Genomic DNA, 20,707 nt, shown 5'->3' with positions numbered 1-20,707 from the left:
GCATGATGAACATTACATTTAGATGGTACGGGAAAGACAATGATACGGTTACGTTGGAGCACATTAAACAGATTCCTGGAGTGAAAGGGATTGTTTGGGCACTTCACCAAAAACCTGTTGGTGAGGTTTGGGAAAAGGAAGAAATCCAAGCAGAAATTGAGTTTATCCAATCATTTGGTTTTCACACAGATGTCGTAGAAAGTGTAAATGTCCATGAATCGATTAAATTGGGTAACGAAGACCGCATGATTTATATAGAGAAATACAAAGAGACGATCCGGAATCTTTCGGAAGCTGGAGTGAAAGTCATTTGTTATAACTTCATGCCGATCTTTGATTGGACTCGGACGGAAATGTTCCATCCTTTGGAAGATGGCTCAACTGCCCTGTTTTATGAAAAGGCGAAAGTGGATACGTTAGATCCGCAAGATTTAATACGTACTGTAACGGAAGCTTCAGATTTAACTTTACCCGGTTGGGAACCAGAAAAGATGGATCGAATTTCTGAATTGTTCGAATCTTACAAAACTGTGGACGAAGAGCAACTATGGGCGAATCTTGAAATATTCCTAAAAGAAATATTACCTGTTGCCGAGGCTTGCGGTATAAAAATGGCAATACACCCGGATGATCCGCCATGGTCCATTTTTGGCCTGCCAAGAATCATCACCGGAGAGTCGAGCTATGAAAAACTGATTTCGATTTCTGATTCACCAGCGAATGCGTTTACCTTGTGTACAGGATCGATGGGGGCAAACCCTGAAAATGATATGGTCCAGGTGGCTAAAAAGTATGCTAACCGTTCCCCTTTCTCCCATATACGCAATGTGAAGATCTATGAAAACGGTGACTTTGTGGAAACATCCCATCATACTCAGGATGGATCGATCAATATACAGGGCGTTGTGGAAGAATTGAATAAGCAAAATTATACTGGTTATGTCAGACCGGATCATGGCCGCCATATATGGGGTGAAGTTTGCCGCCCAGGTTACGGTTTATATGACCGAGCATTAGGAATCATGTATTTGCTCGGATTATGGGATGCATATGAAGCTACTAAATTAGGTGAAAAATCATGATTCCCATTCATGAAAACTTATCCAACAGGGTGGCAGTGATCACTGGAGGCAGCGGTGTTTTATGTTCCAAAATGGCGGTGGAATTGGCCCGCCATGGTGTCAAGATAGCTATATTGAACAGAACGGCGGAAAAAGGGCAAGAAGTGGTCGAACTCATTGAACAAACTGGGGGGACTGCGATATCCATCGCGGCAGACGTTTTGGATAGGGCCTCATTGGAAAATGCAAAAGGGAAAATAATAGAATCGTTAGGAAGAGTGGATCTATTAATAAATGGAGCGGGAGGCAATCATCCTGATGCCATTACCGCTCCAGAGAAATATGGGGAAGAAGCAGAAGGAAAATCCTTCTTTGATTTGGATGAAAAGGGTTTCTCCCAGGTTTTTGCCAGTAATTTCACCGGTACATTTTTGGCGAGTCAGGTTTTTGGGAAAGAGTTATTGCAAGTGGAAGCACCTGTTATCGTAAATGTATCATCCATGAGCGCCTACGCTCCAATGACTAAAGTACCAGCATATAGTGCTGCCAAAGCATCGATAAATAATTTTACGATGTGGATGGCTGTTCATTTTGCCGAGGAAGGTTTACGGGTGAATGCCATTGCTCCAGGATTCTTTTTGACGAAGCAAAATCGGGATCTTCTGCTTAATGAAGATGGCAGCCTGACGGCAAGATCTAATAAAATCATTACATCAACACCCATGAAGCGCTTTGGGCAGCCCGAAGATTTACTTGGTACATTGCTTTGGCTCGTTGATGAATCCTATTCGGGCTTTGTCACAGGTATTACGGTACCAGTTGATGGCGGCTTCATGGCATACTCAGGTGTCTGAATTCAGGTCCAATAAAAAGGCAAACAAGTGACCGTGATTAAATTAGTTCCACGGTATGGGAAATTGACTTTTTTACTGCATCAGAAGGTGATTGTAAAGCGTTCCTAATTATAATAGAATATTCCTTATATATCTAAGCCATTTTGGTATTAGAGATTTGAAACCATACGACAGGAATGAATGAAATGAAAACCATTACAATTACTGATGTCGCCAATCACGCTAAAGTATCAAAAAGCACAGTTTCCCAATACCTTAACAAACGTTACGAATATATGAGTGAAAAAACCAGGAAAAAGATTGAAGCAACAATAGAAGAGTTAAACTATCAGCCTAATATAATAGCACGCAGTTTAAAACAAAAATCCACTTTTACCGTCGGGGTAGTGGTTGCCAATATCCTTCATACGTTTTCAACGCAAGTTATTAGAGCTATTGAAAACTACTTTTATGAACAAGGGTTCCATATTATCGTATGCAATGCAGATGACAATCCTGAAAAGGAAAAGAATTATATTGAAATGCTAAGAGCTAAACAAGTGGATGGGATCATCATTTTCCCCACAGGGGACAATCTGGATTTATATCAACGTATGAAGAGTGATCATTTCCCGATTGTTTTCATGGATAGGACGATCGAAGAATTGGATATTGCAACTGTCATGCTCGATAATCATCTTGCTTCCAAGTTAGCGATCGACAGGTTTATTGAAAAGGGTTATGAAACCATTGCAATCATAACCACTTCAATCATACGCGATATCAGTCCTCGTATCGAACGGATCCAAGGGTACAAGGATTCCCTCGCGTCACATGGGATTCCATTCAATTCAGACTATATTAAAACAGTGAACGCAGATGAAATTCTGGTTGCACTTTCAGAATTTTTTGAATTGGAAAAGCCGCCTCAAGCCATATTGGCAGGAAATGATATCGTACTTAATGAAGTGTTGCGTTATATGAAACAGCACGAAATAAATATACCTGATGACATGGCGGTCATAGGGATCGATGATGTACCCTATGCCAGTTTCTATACACCGACCATCACTACGGTTAATCAGCCTGCCATTCAAATGGCCAACTTGGCAGCAGAGTTACTGCTTAGTCAAATCAATAAAACAGGAAAAGAGGATACAAGCGTACATCGCTTGAAACCGACATTGCTTTCAAGGAATTCTTGCTAGAACCGTTTGTAAGAATTCCTAGTGAAAAAGAAACGTTTTTTATACGGGGATTCTAAACCGATTTAGTTAAAGGTCATATAGGCTTTACTCTTGGTTATTAAATGGAAACGTTTCCAAAAATGCTGCTGCATTTATAGAAACGTATAGGGGGGTACTTTATGTTTTCAAATGGTAGAGGAATGGTTATTGTTTTCTTGTTCTTGGCAGGGGTGATAAATTATCTGGACCGATCTGCACTATCCATTGCAGCTCCGTTCATCCAAGATGATTTATCCTTAACAGCGACACAGATGGGGATTATTTTTAGTAGCTTTTCAGTTGGTTATGCCATATTTAATTTCCTTGGTGGAATGGCGTCCGATAGATGGGGTGCAAAGCTTACGCTTTTCGTGGCGATGATCGTTTGGTCTTTATTCAGTGGTGCTCTTGTACTGGCTGTCGGTTTTGCCAGTATAATCGTCATTCGCATCTTGTTTGGAATGGGCGAAGGCCCTCTTTCGGCAACCATCAATAAGATGGTGAATAACTGGTTCCCAGCGAATCAACGGGCATCTGTCGTTGGTTTGACGAATAGCGGTACCCCGCTTGGTGGCGCCATAGCAGGTCCGATTGTTGGATTTATTGCCATCTCATATGGATGGAGAGTTTCTTTCATTGCCATAATGGTGATTGGTCTTATATGGGCGATTTGCTGGTGGAAATTCGTTAAAGAAAAACCAGAAGATTCAAAAGAACAGAAACATACGGGGAAATCATATGTGGCGGCAACATCGGAAGGGAAGTTGAAATTCACCTTTTATTTAAAACAAAAAACGGTTTTATTTACTGCTCTCGCCTTTTTTTCTTACAACTATATTCTCTTCTTTTTCTTAACTTGGTTCCCAAGCTATTTGGTGGATGCACGCGGCCTAAGTGTAGAAAATATGAGCATCATCACTGTGATTCCTTGGATTTTTGGATTCATCGGACTTGCTTTAGGTGGTTTCGTGTCGGATTTCTTCTTTAAAAAATTCGCTCAAAAAGGTGTTTTATTCTCACGTAAGCTCGTTCTTGTAACATGTTTGTTCTTATCGGCGGTATGTATCGGTTTTGCCGGACTGGTATCCACAACGGTCAGTGCGGTTACGCTTGTCGCACTTTCCGTCTTCTTCCTTTATTTGACTGGTGCCATTTACTGGGCAATCGTCAACGATGTTGTCGATCCTGGTAATGTTGGATCTGTTGGAGGTTTTATGCATTTCTTGGCAAATACAGCAGGTATCATCGGACCGACGTTAACAGGATATATTGTCGATACCTCAGGCACATACACAGTTGCATTCTTGCTTGCAGGTGGATTGGCCATCGTTGCATCGCTTGCAGTCATCCGTTTTGTAAGACCGATAGTAAAGCCTGTTTAATAGATTATCAGAATGGAAGTGTCTCCCAAAGGAAATATCAAGGGATGACACTTCCATTTTTAAAGAATTAATATTTTTCATATTTATTAGGCATGCTTAGCGCATCCGATTTTCTTTTCGAAATGTTGCTGGCGTCTTTTCATTGTATTTTTTAAAGCTACGAAAAAATTGGGGCATGCTTACAAAACCACACATTTCAGCAATATGGGCAATGGTGTGATTCGTTTCCAGTAAAAGTTCTTTTGCCTTGATGATTCTTTTCGTATTTAAATATACTATTAAGCCAATTCCAGTCGTTTCCTTAAAAACTCTGCTGAAATGAGCGGGACTGACCAAAGCTTTTTGTGCAAGAGTCGTCAAAGTCAATGCTTCATCGATATGTTCATTGATATAGATTAAAATATCTTTGATCCATTCTGAACTATAGCTATTGCCCTCTGGTAAATCTTCTTTGCCATTTATCCGAGTGCGGTATAAATCGAGTATGATTTGATGAACGGTCAGCAAACAAGCATGCCTCGAGCCAATTGATTCGCTAGATGTTTCTTGCAGGATGAGTTGTAGCTGTTCCTCCATCTTTTCTTGTTTCTTTTGCGGCAATGATATTTTATAATTCTTACTCTTTTTTGTCAGGTCAAACAAATGTAAATATGAAAAAGAATCATCAACCATATCTTTATATATCAATGTGGGACTGAAAAAGATAATGGTGGAGGTAACGGGATCGTCCTTATTGGGTAAAGCCCTATGAATCGTATTATTAGGGATCAGGAATACATCCCCTTGCTGCATATCATAAAACACATCACCGATAAAAAAGGTCCCCTTACCATTATAAACATAAACAATTTCATAGTAGTCATGCATATGATCGGACAATTCATTCTGGGGACTTTTCGTATCTTGATAGACAAAAGAAAATGGGAAGAGTAAATCATGATTTAATGCATTATGAATTTTTTTCATTTCGTTCATCTCCTGAAAGTATAATACAACAAGAATGAGTATATTTATAGCAAAATACGCAATTTATATTTCAAAAATTGATGTTAAAATTAAAATAGATTTAAAAAAGTTCACGCGAAAAATGAAAGGGCTTTCTGAATGGATTGACGTTTGGTTTTGAACGTCTTCACTCGTGATAAGGAGGGGACAAAATGAATAAATTTGTTCAATTGCATTCAAATGATGATGTTGTTATTTCCTTGGAGAAAATTCATAAAGGACAGAGCCTCCAAATTCAAACGGAGGACAGGGGAATGATCAATGTAAAGGCAAGTGATGACATTCCCAAAGGGCATAAAATGTTAGTGAAACCGGTAAACCGAGGGGAAGATGTAATCAAATTCGGCTACTCGATCGGAAAAGCAAAAGAAGATATTTCCATCGGCGATTGGGTTCATACCCATAATCTAGCATCCGGTTTGCATGGTATATTGGATTATTCCTATCAACCTAGCAGTCAAAAAACCAAAGAGCTAAGTCAAAGTCATACCTTCGAAGGATATATCCGTGAAAATGGGGAAGTGGGTATCCGGAATGAAATCTGGATCATCAACACGGTTGGTTGCATCAATAAAACATGTGAAGTTCTCGCTAAAATGGGAAATGAGCAGTTTAAAGATCGGCAAATCGATGGGATTCATCACTTTTCCCACCCATACGGCTGTTCTCAATTGGGTGATGATTTGACACATACACAGAAACTTTTAGCTGCCTTGGCTCAACATCCAAATGCAGCAGGGGTTTTAGTTGTAGGATTAGGATGTGAGAACAATCAAATCGAAGCATTTAAAGATGTCATTGGTGAATTTCCTCCCGATCGCATTAAATTTTTAAAAGCCCAGGAGGTTCAAGATGAATTGGAGAGCGGCTTGCGTTTAATGGGAGAATTAGTGGAATATGCCGAAGGGTTCGTACGCAAGCCAGTACCGCTTTCAAAGTTGAAAATAGGTTTGAAATGCGGAGGTTCCGACGGTTTTTCAGGCATTACCGCTAATCCATTGGTTGGTGCTGTTTCCGACCTTATTGTAGAAAATGGAGGGATCACGATATTGACAGAGGTTCCTGAGATGTTTGGAGCGGAAACGATATTGATGAACAGGGCAAGAGATGAAGAAACCTTTAATAAAATCGTTGGGCTTATTAATGATTTCAAACAGTATTTCATTCGCCATGATCAGGAAATTTATGAAAACCCTTCACCTGGAAACAAGGAAGGCGGCATAAGTACGCTGGAGGAAAAATCACTTGGGTGCACGCAAAAAGGCGGCCATGCCACTGTAGTGGATGTTAGCCCATATGGTGAACGGGTAGTGAAGCATGGTTTGAATTTAATCAATTCTCCTGGAAATGACCTGATTTCGGTGACGGCTTTGGCAGCAGCGGGAGCACATATCGTCCTGTTCACAACGGGAAGGGGTACACCATTTGGCGGACCGGTGCCAACTGTGAAAATAGCAACGAATTCAGATTTAGCCAATCGTAAAAAACACTGGATTGATTATAATGCAGGGCAGTTAATTGAAGGTCGAAAGATCGAGGAATTGAAGGACGATTTATTCCAATACATTCTTGAACTTTCATCTGGTAAAAAGAAAACGAATAATGAAAAATTCGGTTTTAGGGAGATAAGCATTTTTAAAGAAGGCGTCATTCTCTAACAGGTGATACATATTTATTAAGTTATTAAAAAGGAGTGTTATTCAGTGAAAAGTATTGTTTGTGAACGACCTTTTGAATTTAAGATGATCGAGTCGGAAAAACCGGTTCCAAACTCAGGAGAAGCTTTGATTCGTGTGCGCCGCATAGGAATATGCGGTACGGATATTCATGCCTATGGTGGTAATCAACCCTTTTTTAGCTATCCTCGAATACTTGGACATGAATTATCCGGTTATATTGAATCCATACCGGAGAATGAATCAGGGTTGAATGTCGGGGATCAAGTATCGATCATCCCCTATATGGAATGTGGAAAATGCCTGGCTTGCAGGAGTGGAAAAACGAACTGCTGTACGGATATGAAAGTTTTGGGTGTACATGCTGAAGGCGGCATGAGTGAGTGGATGACGGTGCCTTATAATCATTTGGTGAGAACGGAAGGTCTTACACTTGACCAATCCGCAATGATAGAGCCTTTAAGTATAGGGGCACACGCAGTTAGGCGCGCCGCTATTCATAAAGGGGAATTTGCACTGGTAATTGGTGCCGGTCCAATTGGCTTGGGAGTCATGGCATTCGCTAAAGAACAGGGTGCGAAGGTGATCGCAATGGATGTAAATGATGAACGCCTTGCGTTTGCTGGCAAATGGGCAAATGTCGATTATACTTTGAACGTTTTGGAGAATCCAATGGAGAAATTAGCCCAATTGACGAATGGAGATATGCCAAGCGTGGTATTTGATGCGACAGGTAATGCTAAGTCAATGATGGATGCATTCAAATATCCTGCTCACGGCGGAAGGCTGATTTATGTTGGTTTAGTTAAAGCGGATATTACCTTTAATGATCCTGAATTCCACAGTAAAGAGCTTACATTAATGGGAAGCCGCAATGCAACAAGGGATGACTTTGATTATGTTGTGAATACGCTGAAGAATGACAAGCTGGATATGGGCCAGTATATTACACACCGCACACATTTGGATGAAATGATCAATCAGTTTGAAGGGTGGTTAACTCCTGAAGCTAAAGTGATCAAGGCTATTGTCGAAATATGAGCATTAGGTATGCTTCGTAAGGGCGACCTCATAAAACGCACTCTGAATTGTATATTTCAATGAGAAAAGGGGTTCTTTGATCATGAAAATAAAGAAAGGTCAACTAAACGGTCTGAGTAAAGAGACAAAAGCTGTCCAATATTCACATATGATGGATTTTCCCATCAAAGTATTGCAGATTGGGGAGGGGAATTTTCTTCGAGGCTTCTTTGATTGGATGATTCATGAATGTAATAAACAAGGTCATTTCATGGGAAGTATTGCAGTTACCCAGCCTCGCCTCGCCGGAAAAAGGAAAATAGAGGAGGTGAAGCGGCAAGATGGACTGTATACATTAATGTTACGTGGTTTTCACCAAGGGGAGAAAGTGGAGCGAACAGAGATTATTTCCGTTTTTTCGAAGGTAATTGATCCATATGAAGAATGGGAGGGATTCTTAGCATTATCAGAAAATCCTGAATTGGAATTTGTAGTTTCCAACACGACTGAAGCAGGGCTCAAATACCAGCCGATTCCTTTGGAAGAAGGAAAGCCAATGGAATCTTTTCCAGGAAAACTGACTGCTTTTTTGCATCATCGTTATCTCCATTTCAACGGAGATGCGAAAAAAGGACTGATCATGCTGCCATGTGAACTTTTAGAGAGAAATGGTGATTCATTGAAGCAATGCGTTCTTAAGCATAGCAGGGATTGGGATTTACCAAAGCCATTCATGGAGTGGGTGGACCGGGACAACCTATTCCTAAACTCGCTTGTAGACCGTATCGTTACAGGGTTCCCAGCCAATGAGTCGGAAAAACTATTTACGGAATGGGGATATAAGGATACGCTGCTAAATACGGCAGAACCATACCATTTATGGGCTATAGAAGGTGACCCTTGTATTGATCAACGTCTTCCTTTACAACAAGCAGGCTTAAATGTGCGTTGGGTAAAAGATTTAACACCTTATCAAATGAGGAAGGTACGGATTCTTAATGGTTCTCATACCTTGATGGCTCCTTTAGGCATTTTATCTGGAATGGAAGAAGTAAAACAGGCAATCGATCATCCAGAATTCAACCAATTTCTGAGCAATGCCATCGAAAAGGAAATAATTCCTTCATTACCTTTTGATCAAAACGAAATGTTGTTATATGGGGAAAGTGTTCTTGAGCGATTTAAGAATCCTTTTGTACAACACCTCCTGGCCGATATTTCGCTGAATAGCATTTCGAAGTTCAAGGTCCGTCTCCTGCCTACCTTAGAAGAATATCATAAGACGCAAGGCGGGCTTCCTCACTGTATCGTACGGGGTTTTTCAGGCTTGATCCGATTTTATAAGGTTCACGAAGTGAAAGGACGTTATATTGGTAAAAGCTTTGCGGGTAAAGCCTATGTCGTTAAAGATGATATAAAGACCATTGAATTTTTCAAGGAACAATGGCTTCGTTATGATAAGCAAGAAATCCCGCTTAGACAATTGATAGAGGCCACCTTAAGTAATCAATATTTATGGGGGAAGGATTTGAGCCATATCCCTAACCTAGGAAACGAAATATGCCAATATCTAGAAGGGATGATTGACTGAAATTATCCCTTGAAAGGATATGAACTAGTTAAGTATCTCCTGCCTATCTCTATTTTTTTCTTTATTTTATTTGTATTTTTGGTATACTGAATTAGTGATATTTTTTCTTGGTAGTTTCCTAATGGAAAGATAGTAAAAGAGTTACATATTTTTTATTCCCGTGAAGGGGAGTAGCGTCAGGGATAACCTGAAATAAAGTCGTCATTACGTGGGGATCCCACCGGCTTTATTGGCCTAATTCATTTAGTGCTTAGCGAGACCTTTGCCATTTATGGCAGAGGTCTCTTTATTTTTGTATAAAGGAGGAAATGGTGTTGGATTTTTTATCAGGTGAATTCATTTCAGGACTTTTAGCGATCATTATGATAGATTTGGTTCTAGCCGGTGATAATGCGATCCTTATTGGATTGGCTGCAAGAAAGCTTCCAAAAGATCAGCAAAAAAAGGTGATAATTTGGGGAGCGGTCGGGGCAATAGTTATAAGGATCATTGCAACGCTGCTGGTTGTCGTACTCTTAGAAGTGCCTGGACTGCATTTAATAGGCGGATTACTTCTTGTATGGATCGCTTATAAACTTCTAATTGATGAAGAAGAACATGATGTGAAGCCTGCAGACTCGATGTGGGCTGCCATAAAAACGATCATTATTGCAGATGCTTTGATGGGATTGGATAATGTCCTGGCAGTTGCAGGTGCATCACATGGTAACTTCACTTTAGTGGTGATCGGTCTACTTGTTTCCATCCCAGTAGTGATGTATGGAAGCACTTTAATCCTGAAACTGATAGAACGGTTCCCATTCATCATTATAATTGGTGCGGGAATACTAGGCTGGACAGCTGCTAAAATGATTGTAGCTGAACCTTTCATGCTCGACTACTTTGCAAATCCCTTCATTAAATATGGATTTGAAGCGATAGTGGTGATTGGAATCCTGGTAGCCGGGACTTCAAGACAGAAAACTATTGAAAAAGAAAAAGCAAACAGAGAAAAAATGCAAATCGAACGTAATGGATAATGGGTACAAAGAGACTTTTCAAAAATGAAAAGTCTCTTCTTTTTCTCTTTGCCTGAATGATATAAGTTAAATAACAAGATAAAGGCTGTACCGAAGTCCACACTTTGGTACAGCCTTTTGCAAATATTAAAGGAAAAGATAACCTGCATTTCAATCATGATATCTGAGCCGAATGATCATATGGAGCGTTCACTCTTTTATTTAGTTTAAGTTAATCCATACACTTTTGACTTCCGTATAATTTTCCAAAGCATAACTGCCCATTTCCCGACCAATTCCACTTTGTTTATAACCGCCAAATGGAGAAGCGGCATCAAAGGCGTTATAGCAGTTTACCCAAACTGTACCAGCTTTTAATTCATTGGCCACATAATGGGCTTTTTTTACGTCTTGTGTCCATAAACCTGCAGCCAATCCATATTCTGAGTTATTTGCACGGCTTATCACATCATCCAAATCATCAAAAGGCATTGCAGCTACAACAGGGCCGAAGATTTCTTCTTTAGCGATCGTCATTTCATCTTCAACGCCTGCAAATATCGTAGGTGTTACAAAATAGCCCTCTCCTTGCCCATAATTGCCCCCGGTAACCACTTCAGCTCCTTCAGACTTTCCTTTTTCAATATAACTGCCCACTCGTTCCAATTGTTCACTGGAAACCAATGGCCCTATCTGTGTAGAAGGATCAAGACCGGCCCCTTGTTTAATGTTTTTTGCATGAGACACTAAGTCGGCTACCACGTTGTCATAGGATTTCTTTTGAATGTACAGGCGGGAACCGGCACAGCAAACTTGTCCTTGATTAAACATGATGCCCATTAAAGCACCAGGAATGGCTTTACTCATATCTGCATCTGGTAGAATGATATTAGGCGATTTCCCGCCTAACTCCAACGAGATTTTTTTCACAGTTCCCGAAGCTTGGCGCATGATCATTTTCCCTACTGAGGTTGAACCGGTAAAGGCAATTTTATCGACATCTGGATGGTCTACAAGCGGTGACCCTGCTGTTTCCCCAAATCCAGGGATGACATTGAGGACGCCCGGAGGAAAACCTGCTTCAAGCGCTAATTGACCTAAATATAATGCTGAAAGCGGCGTTTGCTCCGCTGGTTTTAAAACGATCGTACATCCGGTTGCAAGGGCTGCGCCTAATTTCCATGCAGCCATAAGGAGAGGGAAATTCCAAGGGATGATTTGTCCTACCACTCCAACTGCTTCATGACGGGTATAATTGAAGTAATTCCCAGCAACAGGTATTGTTTGTCCTACTATCTTAGTTGCCCACCCAGCATAATAACGGAAGTGATCGATTGCAAGGGGGACATCGGCATTAGTGGTTTCCCCAATTGGCTTGCCATTATCCAAGGTATCCAATTGTGCTAAAGCCTCTTTATGTTCTTCCATGAGGTCCGCTAATTTATAAATGAGGCGGCTGCGTTCCGATGCACTCATTTTTTTCCAAGGACCGTTGTCGAAGGCCTTACGGGCTGCTTTGACTGCTTTATCTACATCTTCCGGACCTGCTTCACTCACAACCGCTAAAACCTTGCCGTTAGAAGGATCGAGAGTCTCAAAAGTTTTTCCTGAAGCCGCTTCCACCAATTCCCCATTAATCAAAAGCTTTTTAGTGCCCTTCAAGAATTCTTGCACACGTGGATTAAGTTTAATAGTTTGTTCCATGTATAATACCCCTTTTCATTTAGATTTTAAGTTACATATTTGTTCGGACAATGGCTTTCCTCTAAGTAAAGGATCAGATATGATCTTATGTGTTTGATACAATTCTCTTTGGCTGCCATGCAGCAAGTCAGAATATTTTTAAAAACTTACTGATTCTTTCCCCCCTTATCAATAGGAATCAATTTCTCGACATGTAATTATGCAAGACCTATGCCAAAACAAAAAAACGATGAAACCAATTAAAAGATGGTAGAGCGATATCGGAAGATGTCATCCTGTTCCATATTGGAACAGGATGGTGTTCCAATATGGAACAAAAAAGTTTAGCAGTTCGCATAATGCCGTATTCATTTTGGTGAGTATCTGAATTTTCTGTTATAATTAAACTGTATGAACGAATCCTGAATGGCCTGAAACTTTGAATTACATAGAGTTTCATTTATGAAATTGAATAAAAAACAGTAGCCGATTTACTCGATTATACATACGGGAGGATTATTCAATGTCTGTTAATATAAGCGCGGATAAAGGAACCATACCGGCATTTATTCAAGAATCATGGCAGCGGTGCATTTCGAAGGGACTTCAGCCAAGCATGATGGATAAGGATGATATGCTTGGTGCATTTGAGTTGGCCGAATACCACGATCGATATGCTGAACTCCTGTATCATTCTTCCCCCATTTTAGAAGAAGTTTATCGCTCGATTAATGGTTTGGAGTCCATTTTATTACTTGCTGCTCCTGAAGGATATATCATCGAAACAGTTGGGGATCCAGCTTTCATTCGCCATGCAGATAATGTATCCCTTAGGAAAGGGGCCAATTGGTTAGAGGAATCAAAAGGAACAAATGCAATAGGAACGGCCATTGTAGAGAAAAACCCTGTATTGATTCATGGCAGTCAACACTTTCATCAGGATAACCATTTCCTCACTTGTGCCGCATCGCCCATTTATCACCCTGATGGGCATCTGCTAGGTGTTTTGAACTTAAGCAGTCATCAACAGAATTATCATCCTTTTTCCGTAAGCTTAGTTCAAAGGGTGGCTGATAGCATCAAACAAGCACTTTTATTGTCCCATACACAAAAAAGGGAGAAAAACCTTTATTTTATATATGATTCTTACCCTGATCCGTTAATTACCCTTGATAAAGAGGGGAAAGTTACAGATCTCAATTTAGCGGCGTCACAAGTTATCGGCACATTGAAAAAACCGGTATCGAATATAATATCAGGAACAGACCCACTTGTTTTGGAACAGAGGGTTTCAATTAAAGACCAGGAATTTATGGTGCAAACCCTTGGCAAAAATATGGAACATCAATCATCCGTGATCGTTCGGTTAAAAAAACAAAAATTGATTGATGGTTTAACAACTAATCGTTATCAATTTTCAGATATATTAAGTAACGATCCGCAAATGAATCAAACCATATCCATTGCTAAAAGAGCTGCAGCACTTGATATCAGCTTGCTAATTACTGGAGAAAGCGGAACGGGAAAAGAACTATTCGCACAATCCATTCATGGGGTTAGTTTAAGAAGTGATAAGCCATTCATCGCCATCAATTGCAGCGCAATTCCCGAAAATTTATTGGAAAGTGAGTTATTTGGGTATGAGAAGGGTGCCTTTACTGGCGCAAAAAGCGGCGGGCATAAGGGGAAGTTTGAAGCTGCGGATGGCGGAACCCTTTTTTTGGATGAGATCGGTGACATGCCGCTTCAAGCTCAAGCGACCCTGCTTCGCGTGCTTCAGGAACGTTGTGTGACGCGTGTCGGCGGACATGCTTCCATTCCAATCGATGTAAGGGTCATAGCCGCCACCAACAAAGACTTACAAAAAGAAATTGAAGCTGGAGAATTCCGTGCAGATCTATTTTTCCGCCTTTGTGGATTATCTTTAAAAATTCCAAATCTTAGAAGTCGGAAGGATTTATTGCTGTTAGCAGAATACATTTTAGCGGATTTACCTTATAAGAGTGAACATACCGAATTAACTGACGAAGCTAAAACATTCATTTTGGAATATTCATGGCCAGGAAATTTCCGTGAATTGCAAAACGTGCTGGGACAGGCTGCATTCCTAGCTGAAAATGGACCGATTACAAGGGACTTGCTTGTGGCGCTTTGTCCTGTTTCTTCCATTACACATGAGGAAGGGGCAAATGCCGATCAAGGACCAAGAAACTTTCAAGAACAAGAAACCCAGCTGATCAGAAATGCGTTGGAACGGACAAATGGAAATATCAGTAACGCCGCGAAGCAACTCGATATCGGCCGAAATACGCTTTATAGAAAAATGAAAAAATACGGAATCAAATTTCTAAAGTAAGAGTTTCCTAGTATATTTAAAAACATGAATGATGAGTTTCCATTTTATGAAAATCTCAGATTCCCGACCTGATTTGGTCGGTTCTTTGGTATCGCGAGTAAACATATGCGGAACAGCATACCTTTTCTCCATATAAGCTATATTTCACCTTAAAGACTATGAATAATGAAGTGCAGGTAATCAAAATCTCATATAGAATGATGTTATTGATAGAGTATCTAAAATTCCGTAAGGGGATGTGTGGTCAATAGTATGGAGTTTTCATCTGAACATAAGAAGTATAAAAATGTATTGATTCAATATTTGGAAGAAAAAGAATCTGTGTTTTTAAATGAATGGAACGAGACTATTAAGATCAATGAAATTGACCCCTACAAAGATAAGATTAAAGAAAATGGTTATGGGATGTACTCATTGGTCATCCAAACGTTCAAGGATGTATTGTCTGAAGATAAGCTGATAAAATTGGCTTACCAGGTTGCAAAAGAGCGACTTGAAGCAAATATCAACATTGGGGATTTTCTATATAATATCAATTTGGGGAGAAATATCATAATCAGAAATCTTTTTGGGGTCAATATCCCAATTAATTATATGCAGAAATTCATTAATGATATCAACTTGCACTTTGATACGTTCAGCTACCATGCAGTAACGAGATATACGAATCTTAAAAATGAAGTGATAGAGGAGAAAAAGTCTTATATTAGTGAAAACCACAAAGATAAATTAGCGGTACTGGGTCAGATATCATCAAGCTTTGTACATGAATTCCGAAACCCTCTTACAGCTATTATGGGGTTCAATAAATTACTGAAAAGGGAGAACCCAGGCTTGAAATATTTAGATATCATTGATTATGAGTTAAATCAGTTGAATTTCAGGATAACCCAATTCCTCCATACCTCTAAATCAGATTTTAATGAGGAACAAAGAGAGGAAATTTCCGTGTTGAAGTTAATTGAAGAAATTCAAGAACTGACTTATGCAAATATTGTGGATGCCAGTGTTAATGTGGAAATAGATATTTATCCAAACTTCGTCATGACAGCGAGTAAGGATGGATTAAAACAAGTGTTCTTGAATCTTTTTATAAATTCCATTGACGCCTTAAAGGATAAGGAACATCCAAGAATTTTGAGGATAACCTCTTTAATTGAGGCGAATGAAAGAATAATTAAAATTTCAAATAATGGACCGGCCATTGACAATGAATTGATCGAATCTATTTTTGAGCCCTTTGTCACAACGAAAGAGTTAGGAACGGGAATTGGATTATACGTCTGTAAAAAAATCATTGAAAGCAATGATGGATATATGAATTGTGTCTCCAATGAAAGTTTAACTACATTCAGTATCCATTTCCCCGCAGTTAAGAACGAATTTATAAGGGTTTAATACATATCATATTGGGACATTACATAGAGCGTTATATACTTATCGATATTTTTCGGGACTGTACATTAATCAAAATCATTCTGAGTGAAAATAAATCTATTTGGAAGATGCCAAGAAATAATAATTTGGATTTTGGCATCTTTTTTTCTGTTATTTTTCAAAATGTGTGTCGAAATTTTAAAATAAAATAATAAAATTGTCATTTTGAATCGATTGTGGATCAAAAAGGATTAATAATTAATATATGAATCATAATTTAGGTTAACGATTCAATAATGAATCATTTTAAATTTAAAATAGCGTTAAACCCCAATAAAATAACTATCCTTTTCTTGGCATGGATATTGCTGTTATTTATATATGTATAAAATTTTAATGAAAGAGGGTGAAGATTGAGGTAAGAAATAATAGAGCTGGGTAACTATAATTTTACATAAAAGGACTTCACTCAACAAAAAGCGAAAAGTCCAAAATCAACAAAGATCATTGTACTTTCCGTGTATTTCGTTGAGGGGCTGATGGTAGTAAAAAGGAGTATATATAGAAAAGCACTTACGGTTAATAGAGTTTTTGCTGTGCAATATACATATACCGATTGTGAATTAGGCCTCATTAAAATTATTGATCCAAACGGGAATATGAATGTAATCATTGTTTTTGAATGAAAGATTTCTACTAGGGTACCCATGAGCAGTGATTTACTGCTTACAAAACGGTAAATTGACAGTTTTAAAGGATGGTGACAATAGTGGCACTTCAAACAAATGAATTGAAACATGGTCTCAAGACCAGGCATGTCACAATGATTTCTATTGGCGGGGTAATTGGGGCAGGACTATTTATCGGAAGCGGAACAATAATTGATTCAGCAGGACCTGGTGCTATATTATCGTATATAATCGCAGGATTGATGATTGTGCTTATAATGCGTATGCTGGGTGAAATGGCTGTGGTGAATCCTGATAGCGGATCCTTTTCAACATATGCACATCAAGCATTTGGTCCCTGGGCCGGATACACGATAGGATGGTTATACTGGTTCAATTGGGTTATCATCATTGCCATTGAAACTACGCTATTGGGTACTATGATTCATGATTGGTTCCCTGGCATACCTATGTGGGCTGCCAGTCTATCTTTCCCTATATTAATGACGGTAACGAATATCTATTCAGTCAAAGCTTATGGGGAATTTGAATACTGGTTAGCTTTCATGAAAGTGGCTGCCATTGTAATATTCCTTTTCCTGGGTGCTGCCATGATTTTCGGATTTGTTCCAGGATTCGATTCACCAGGACTCTCTAACATTACTGGAGATGGAAGCTTTTTGCCAAATGGGTTTCTGCCTGTCCTACTTAGTGTGATATTCATTACCTTCTCATTATCTGGAAGTGAAGTAGCTGCCATTGCTGCAGGGGAGTCTGAAAATCCCGAAAAAAATATTATTAGAGCCATAAACAGTGTTGTATGGCGTCTCCTTCTTTTCTTTGTTGGGTCAGTGGCTGTGTTGGTTCTCGTAATTCCCCAGGGGGCTGAAGATTTACTAAAAACCCCCTATGCCAGCGTATTTGATATGGCAGGCCTTCCGGCAGCGGGTCAAGTAATGAATATCGTAATCTTCATTTCATTGCTTTCGGTTTTGAATTCAGGGCTATATACAAGCTCTCGTATGTTATATTCTTTATCAAAGAAAGGTGATGCACCGAAAATCCTTTCTCGAGTGAATAAGCGGGGAATCCCGATTTGGGCGTTAATGGCAAGTGTTTTCTTTGCTTATGTGTGCACGACATTTAAATTTGTTTCCCCTGATAAATTGTTTGCTTTTCTCGCTAACAGCTCGGGAGGAGTCACGATGATCATGTATATCTTTATTGCCTTTTCCCATCTGTATTTGCGGAAAAAGTCGGAAAAAGAAAATCCTGGGACACTCAAAGTGAAAATGTGGCTATTCCCTTATTTAACCTACGCGACGATTGCCTTATTATTTATTATATTCGTTGCTCAGGCGTTTATTGATTCCATGAGATTGCAATTCTTCCTTACAACCCTTCTCACGATTCTAGTAATTGGGTCATACTTTCTGTTTTATCATAAGAAAAATGTAATTTCTACTGACCAAGAAGGAAAACTAAAAAAAATTCAAGTTAAGGAAGGGTAAGTTATGTAGCCCTTTTCGTTCGATTGTAGAAAGAAATGATTGACTATTCAAATAAAAAGGCTGCTCTTAGTGGGCAGCTTTTTTTCTGGTTCCAAAATTGATTGCATTCATTTAACGGGGGATAATTAAGTGTGTTCGTATTTTTGACTGCTATCAACCCATCATGATACTCATTCATTTGCAACTTTGAAATCCTTTGCTAGAATATAATCTATAGAAAAGATTAGGAGTGGTGACTGTGGCTGAAACTCCAGCTGAAGATTTGATTCATTATATTGCACCAAAAGGAGAGTATATCCCTTTTTTAGATGATACGGACTATATCGCTAAAGGATTGGAATGGAAATTATTCACTGCCCGTTCGGTAAAAAGAGAACTATTATATAAAAGCGGTAGTTTTCAAGCTAAAGTTAAATTGGCAGGTTATGAACAATATGGAAATGGCCTTGACACTGTAGTTGTTGAATTTGGAAATGGTAAGCTTAGTTGCATTCACCCTTCCTATTTAAAGGAAATGCAAAGCAACAGTTTCGGAAAAGAATTGTTGAGTGGGCCGGTTTCAGAAACATCCGCAGATTCAAGTGAAACTGAGCAGGTGATGGAAGCACCAATTACGGAAAACTCCGATCCGCTAAGTGCAGAACCAAAAAAAGCAAAAACCAAAACTAAAAAGTCGACTGCAAAACCTAAATTGGACTTACCTGGGGAAAAAGTGCATTTCACCGCAACAGTCAAGGAGTTTACGGCGAAAATGAACCATTTCACTGGTGAAGAAGATGAAGTCATACTCTTGGAGAATGTCAAAGTGACAACGGAGCCTGCATTGACTATCGGCGATGCTTGGTGTGGATATAGCAAGACATTAAAAAAAGCTGAGCTCGAAGAAGGGGACGCAATCGAGTTTGATGGAAAAGTGGTCGACAAAAAATACGATAAAGAAATACGATATAAAGTTAATAATCCATCTAAGTTAGTGAAACAAGAGATGTAAGCTTAACGTAGAAGTTCTTGCGAAAGGGAGTAAGCCGCCGCTTACTCCCTTTTTTGTGTATTAATCAGTTTTCAATAGGAATGAATGCATTCATGTGAACTTATTAGGATAGAAGGGTCCGTTCCTGGAATATATTGGTTTGTGGGAGTTACAACTTATGACCATTACCAATCGTATAGATAACGGTTTGGCTTATGTGGTTTCATATTTTCCAGTGTTGGGGATAATACATTATGATAATGGATTTATAATAATATAAGGGGGGTTTTTATATGAAAGAGTTATTTCGGTTATTAAAACAAGGTAATAAATCGGCGTTCATTGCTGCCTGTGTGAATAGTATCATCGCTGTGCTAAAAGGGGTTGCTTATTTCATGACAGGCAATGTAGCCATGTTTGCTGAAACTTTACATACTTTGGGCGATGCTGCGAATCAGTTTTTCGTATTTATTGGATCCGCACTAAGTAAAAAGTCACCAACTGATCGATTCCCAGATGGTTTTGGACGTTTGGTTAACCTCGTATTATTAGGGGCAGTGTTGGTTGTCGGGATCATGTCTTATGAAACGATTAAAGAAGGATTCCATCACATTTTGCACCCTGTAGAATCAACTGGTATCCTTATTAACTTGTCGGTCCTTTCGTTAGCGGTTGTGTTGGAATCATATGTATTATTTAAAGCGATGAAAGAAGTGGTGCATGAGACTGGAATCGAAGCTAAAGGAGCAGCCATCATATTTAAGAGCTTCGCTGGTTTAAAAAGAGCAAAACCGGCGACGAAATTAGTATTCATGGAAGATATGGTAGCAACCGGTGGTGGGGTACTAGCGATAATTGCCATTTTATTAGCAAACTTCACGCCCTTCATCCAAGCTGAAGGCGTTGCTTCCGTCATGATCGGTCTCGGGATGTTCTATGTGGTTGGTAGGGTATTTCTTGATAATGCTGCAGGTGCTCTTGGGGAAGCCGATATTGAAATGCGACAAAAAATTGGAACTATGGTCATGGATGATCCAGACGTAAGGGATATACAGAAACTTGCCGTAATAAAAGAAGGAGAAGACTTTCATGTTGAACTTGAAGTTGAACTCGATCCCCATATTTCAATCGCCCAAGCGGATGACATTAAAGATCGGTTGTTTAATGAGATATTCAAGGAAAGAGGAGTAACGGATGTCATTATAGAATTTGATGAAAATGATGGTATCCCAAAATGGGAAGGTCAGCTAAAAAAAGAATTGAATGAAATGAAAAAAGAAAGGGAGTAGAGGATGTTTAGATTGGCAGAATATAAAGTGGCCGGATAAAGATATTTGGTGGATTATAAAA

At 39.3% G+C, this 20,707-nt stretch carries 15 protein-coding genes; 13 read left to right on the top strand and 2 right to left on the bottom strand.

Annotated elements, in window-relative coordinates; all coding sequences use genetic code 11:
* The first annotated feature begins 5 nt into the window (after positions 1 to 5).
* The 4 genes from uxuA (at position 6) to JNUCC41_RS22915 (ending at position 4,502) form a co-directional block, all read left to right on the top strand.
* On the top strand, positions 6 to 1,082 hold the full coding sequence (gene uxuA / locus JNUCC41_RS22930) for a mannonate dehydratase (RefSeq protein WP_192205000.1): 1,077 nt from the start codon (positions 6 to 8) through the stop codon (positions 1,080 to 1,082).
* Positions 1,079 to 1,915, top strand: a complete 837-nt coding sequence (locus tag JNUCC41_RS22925; protein WP_192204999.1) for an SDR family oxidoreductase — start codon at positions 1,079 to 1,081, stop codon at positions 1,913 to 1,915. The genes uxuA and JNUCC41_RS22925 overlap by 4 nt, the downstream gene beginning before the upstream one ends.
* A gap of 185 nt (positions 1,916 to 2,100) precedes the next feature.
* On the top strand, positions 2,101 to 3,102 hold the full coding sequence (locus JNUCC41_RS22920; protein ID WP_192204998.1) for a LacI family DNA-binding transcriptional regulator: 1,002 nt from the start codon (positions 2,101 to 2,103) through the stop codon (positions 3,100 to 3,102).
* A 158-nt stretch (positions 3,103 to 3,260) separates the two neighbouring features.
* Entirely contained in the window at positions 3,261 to 4,502 is a 1,242-nt protein-coding gene (locus JNUCC41_RS22915; RefSeq protein WP_192204997.1) for an MFS transporter, read from the top strand.
* A gap of 96 nt (positions 4,503 to 4,598) precedes the next feature.
* On the opposite strand, the gene JNUCC41_RS22910 is transcribed toward JNUCC41_RS22915, so the two are convergent.
* Positions 4,599 to 5,468 (bottom strand): AraC family transcriptional regulator, encoded by an 870-nt coding sequence (locus tag JNUCC41_RS22910; RefSeq protein WP_192204996.1) that lies wholly within the window; start codon positions 5,466 to 5,468, stop codon positions 4,599 to 4,601.
* 191 nt (positions 5,469 to 5,659) lie between these two features.
* On the opposite strand from JNUCC41_RS22910, the gene JNUCC41_RS22905 reads away from it, so the two are divergent.
* The 4 genes from JNUCC41_RS22905 to JNUCC41_RS22890 all read left to right on the top strand — a co-directional run bounded on the left by JNUCC41_RS22905 (position 5,660) and on the right by JNUCC41_RS22890 (position 10,813).
* On the top strand, positions 5,660 to 7,165 hold the full coding sequence (locus JNUCC41_RS22905) for a UxaA family hydrolase (protein ID WP_192204995.1): 1,506 nt from the start codon (positions 5,660 to 5,662) through the stop codon (positions 7,163 to 7,165).
* A 45-nt stretch (positions 7,166 to 7,210) separates the two neighbouring features.
* Positions 7,211 to 8,224 (top strand): zinc-binding alcohol dehydrogenase family protein, encoded by a 1,014-nt coding sequence (locus JNUCC41_RS22900; protein ID WP_192204994.1) that lies wholly within the window; start codon positions 7,211 to 7,213, stop codon positions 8,222 to 8,224.
* A gap of 82 nt (positions 8,225 to 8,306) precedes the next feature.
* Complete coding sequence (locus tag JNUCC41_RS22895; RefSeq protein WP_192204993.1) at positions 8,307 to 9,794, top strand: tagaturonate reductase; 1,488 nt, start codon at positions 8,307 to 8,309, stop codon at positions 9,792 to 9,794.
* Positions 9,795 to 10,108: 314 nt separating this feature from the next.
* On the top strand, positions 10,109 to 10,813 hold the full coding sequence (locus tag JNUCC41_RS22890; RefSeq protein ID WP_192204992.1) for a TerC family protein: 705 nt from the start codon (positions 10,109 to 10,111) through the stop codon (positions 10,811 to 10,813).
* 201 nt (positions 10,814 to 11,014) lie between these two features.
* Here JNUCC41_RS22890 and JNUCC41_RS22885 read toward each other — a convergent pair whose 3' ends face one another.
* Complete coding sequence (locus tag JNUCC41_RS22885; RefSeq protein ID WP_192204991.1) at positions 11,015 to 12,496, bottom strand: aldehyde dehydrogenase family protein; 1,482 nt, start codon at positions 12,494 to 12,496, stop codon at positions 11,015 to 11,017.
* A gap of 502 nt (positions 12,497 to 12,998) precedes the next feature.
* Between JNUCC41_RS22885 and JNUCC41_RS22880 the strand changes: the two genes are divergently transcribed.
* The 5 genes from JNUCC41_RS22880 (at position 12,999) to JNUCC41_RS22860 (ending at position 20,646) form a co-directional block, all read left to right on the top strand.
* Entirely contained in the window at positions 12,999 to 14,831 is a 1,833-nt protein-coding gene (locus tag JNUCC41_RS22880; protein ID WP_192204990.1) for a sigma-54-dependent Fis family transcriptional regulator, read from the top strand.
* A gap of 252 nt (positions 14,832 to 15,083) precedes the next feature.
* Positions 15,084 to 16,229 carry a histidine kinase N-terminal domain-containing protein gene (locus tag JNUCC41_RS22875; RefSeq protein ID WP_192204989.1) on the top strand — a complete coding sequence of 382 codons (1,146 nt, stop codon included), beginning with the start codon at positions 15,084 to 15,086 and terminating at the stop codon, positions 16,227 to 16,229.
* 739 nt (positions 16,230 to 16,968) lie between these two features.
* Positions 16,969 to 18,387, top strand: a complete 1,419-nt coding sequence (locus JNUCC41_RS22870) for an amino acid permease (RefSeq protein WP_228467698.1) — start codon at positions 16,969 to 16,971, stop codon at positions 18,385 to 18,387.
* Positions 18,388 to 18,625: 238 nt separating this feature from the next.
* Positions 18,626 to 19,378, top strand: a complete 753-nt coding sequence (locus tag JNUCC41_RS22865) for a hypothetical protein (RefSeq protein WP_192204987.1) — start codon at positions 18,626 to 18,628, stop codon at positions 19,376 to 19,378.
* Positions 19,379 to 19,650: 272 nt separating this feature from the next.
* Positions 19,651 to 20,646, top strand: coding sequence for a cation diffusion facilitator family transporter (locus JNUCC41_RS22860; protein ID WP_192204986.1), 996 nt, complete (start codon positions 19,651 to 19,653; stop codon positions 20,644 to 20,646).
* The last annotated feature ends 61 nt before the right edge of the window (positions 20,647 to 20,707 follow it).

It is taken from the genome of Brevibacillus sp. JNUCC-41, from assembly GCF_014844095.1.
Classification (GTDB): Bacteria; Bacillota; Bacilli; order Bacillales; family DSM-1321; genus Peribacillus; species Peribacillus aracenensis.
Note: the sequence above shows the minus strand (reverse complement) of the source record. Positions and strands in the feature narration are given on the sequence as shown.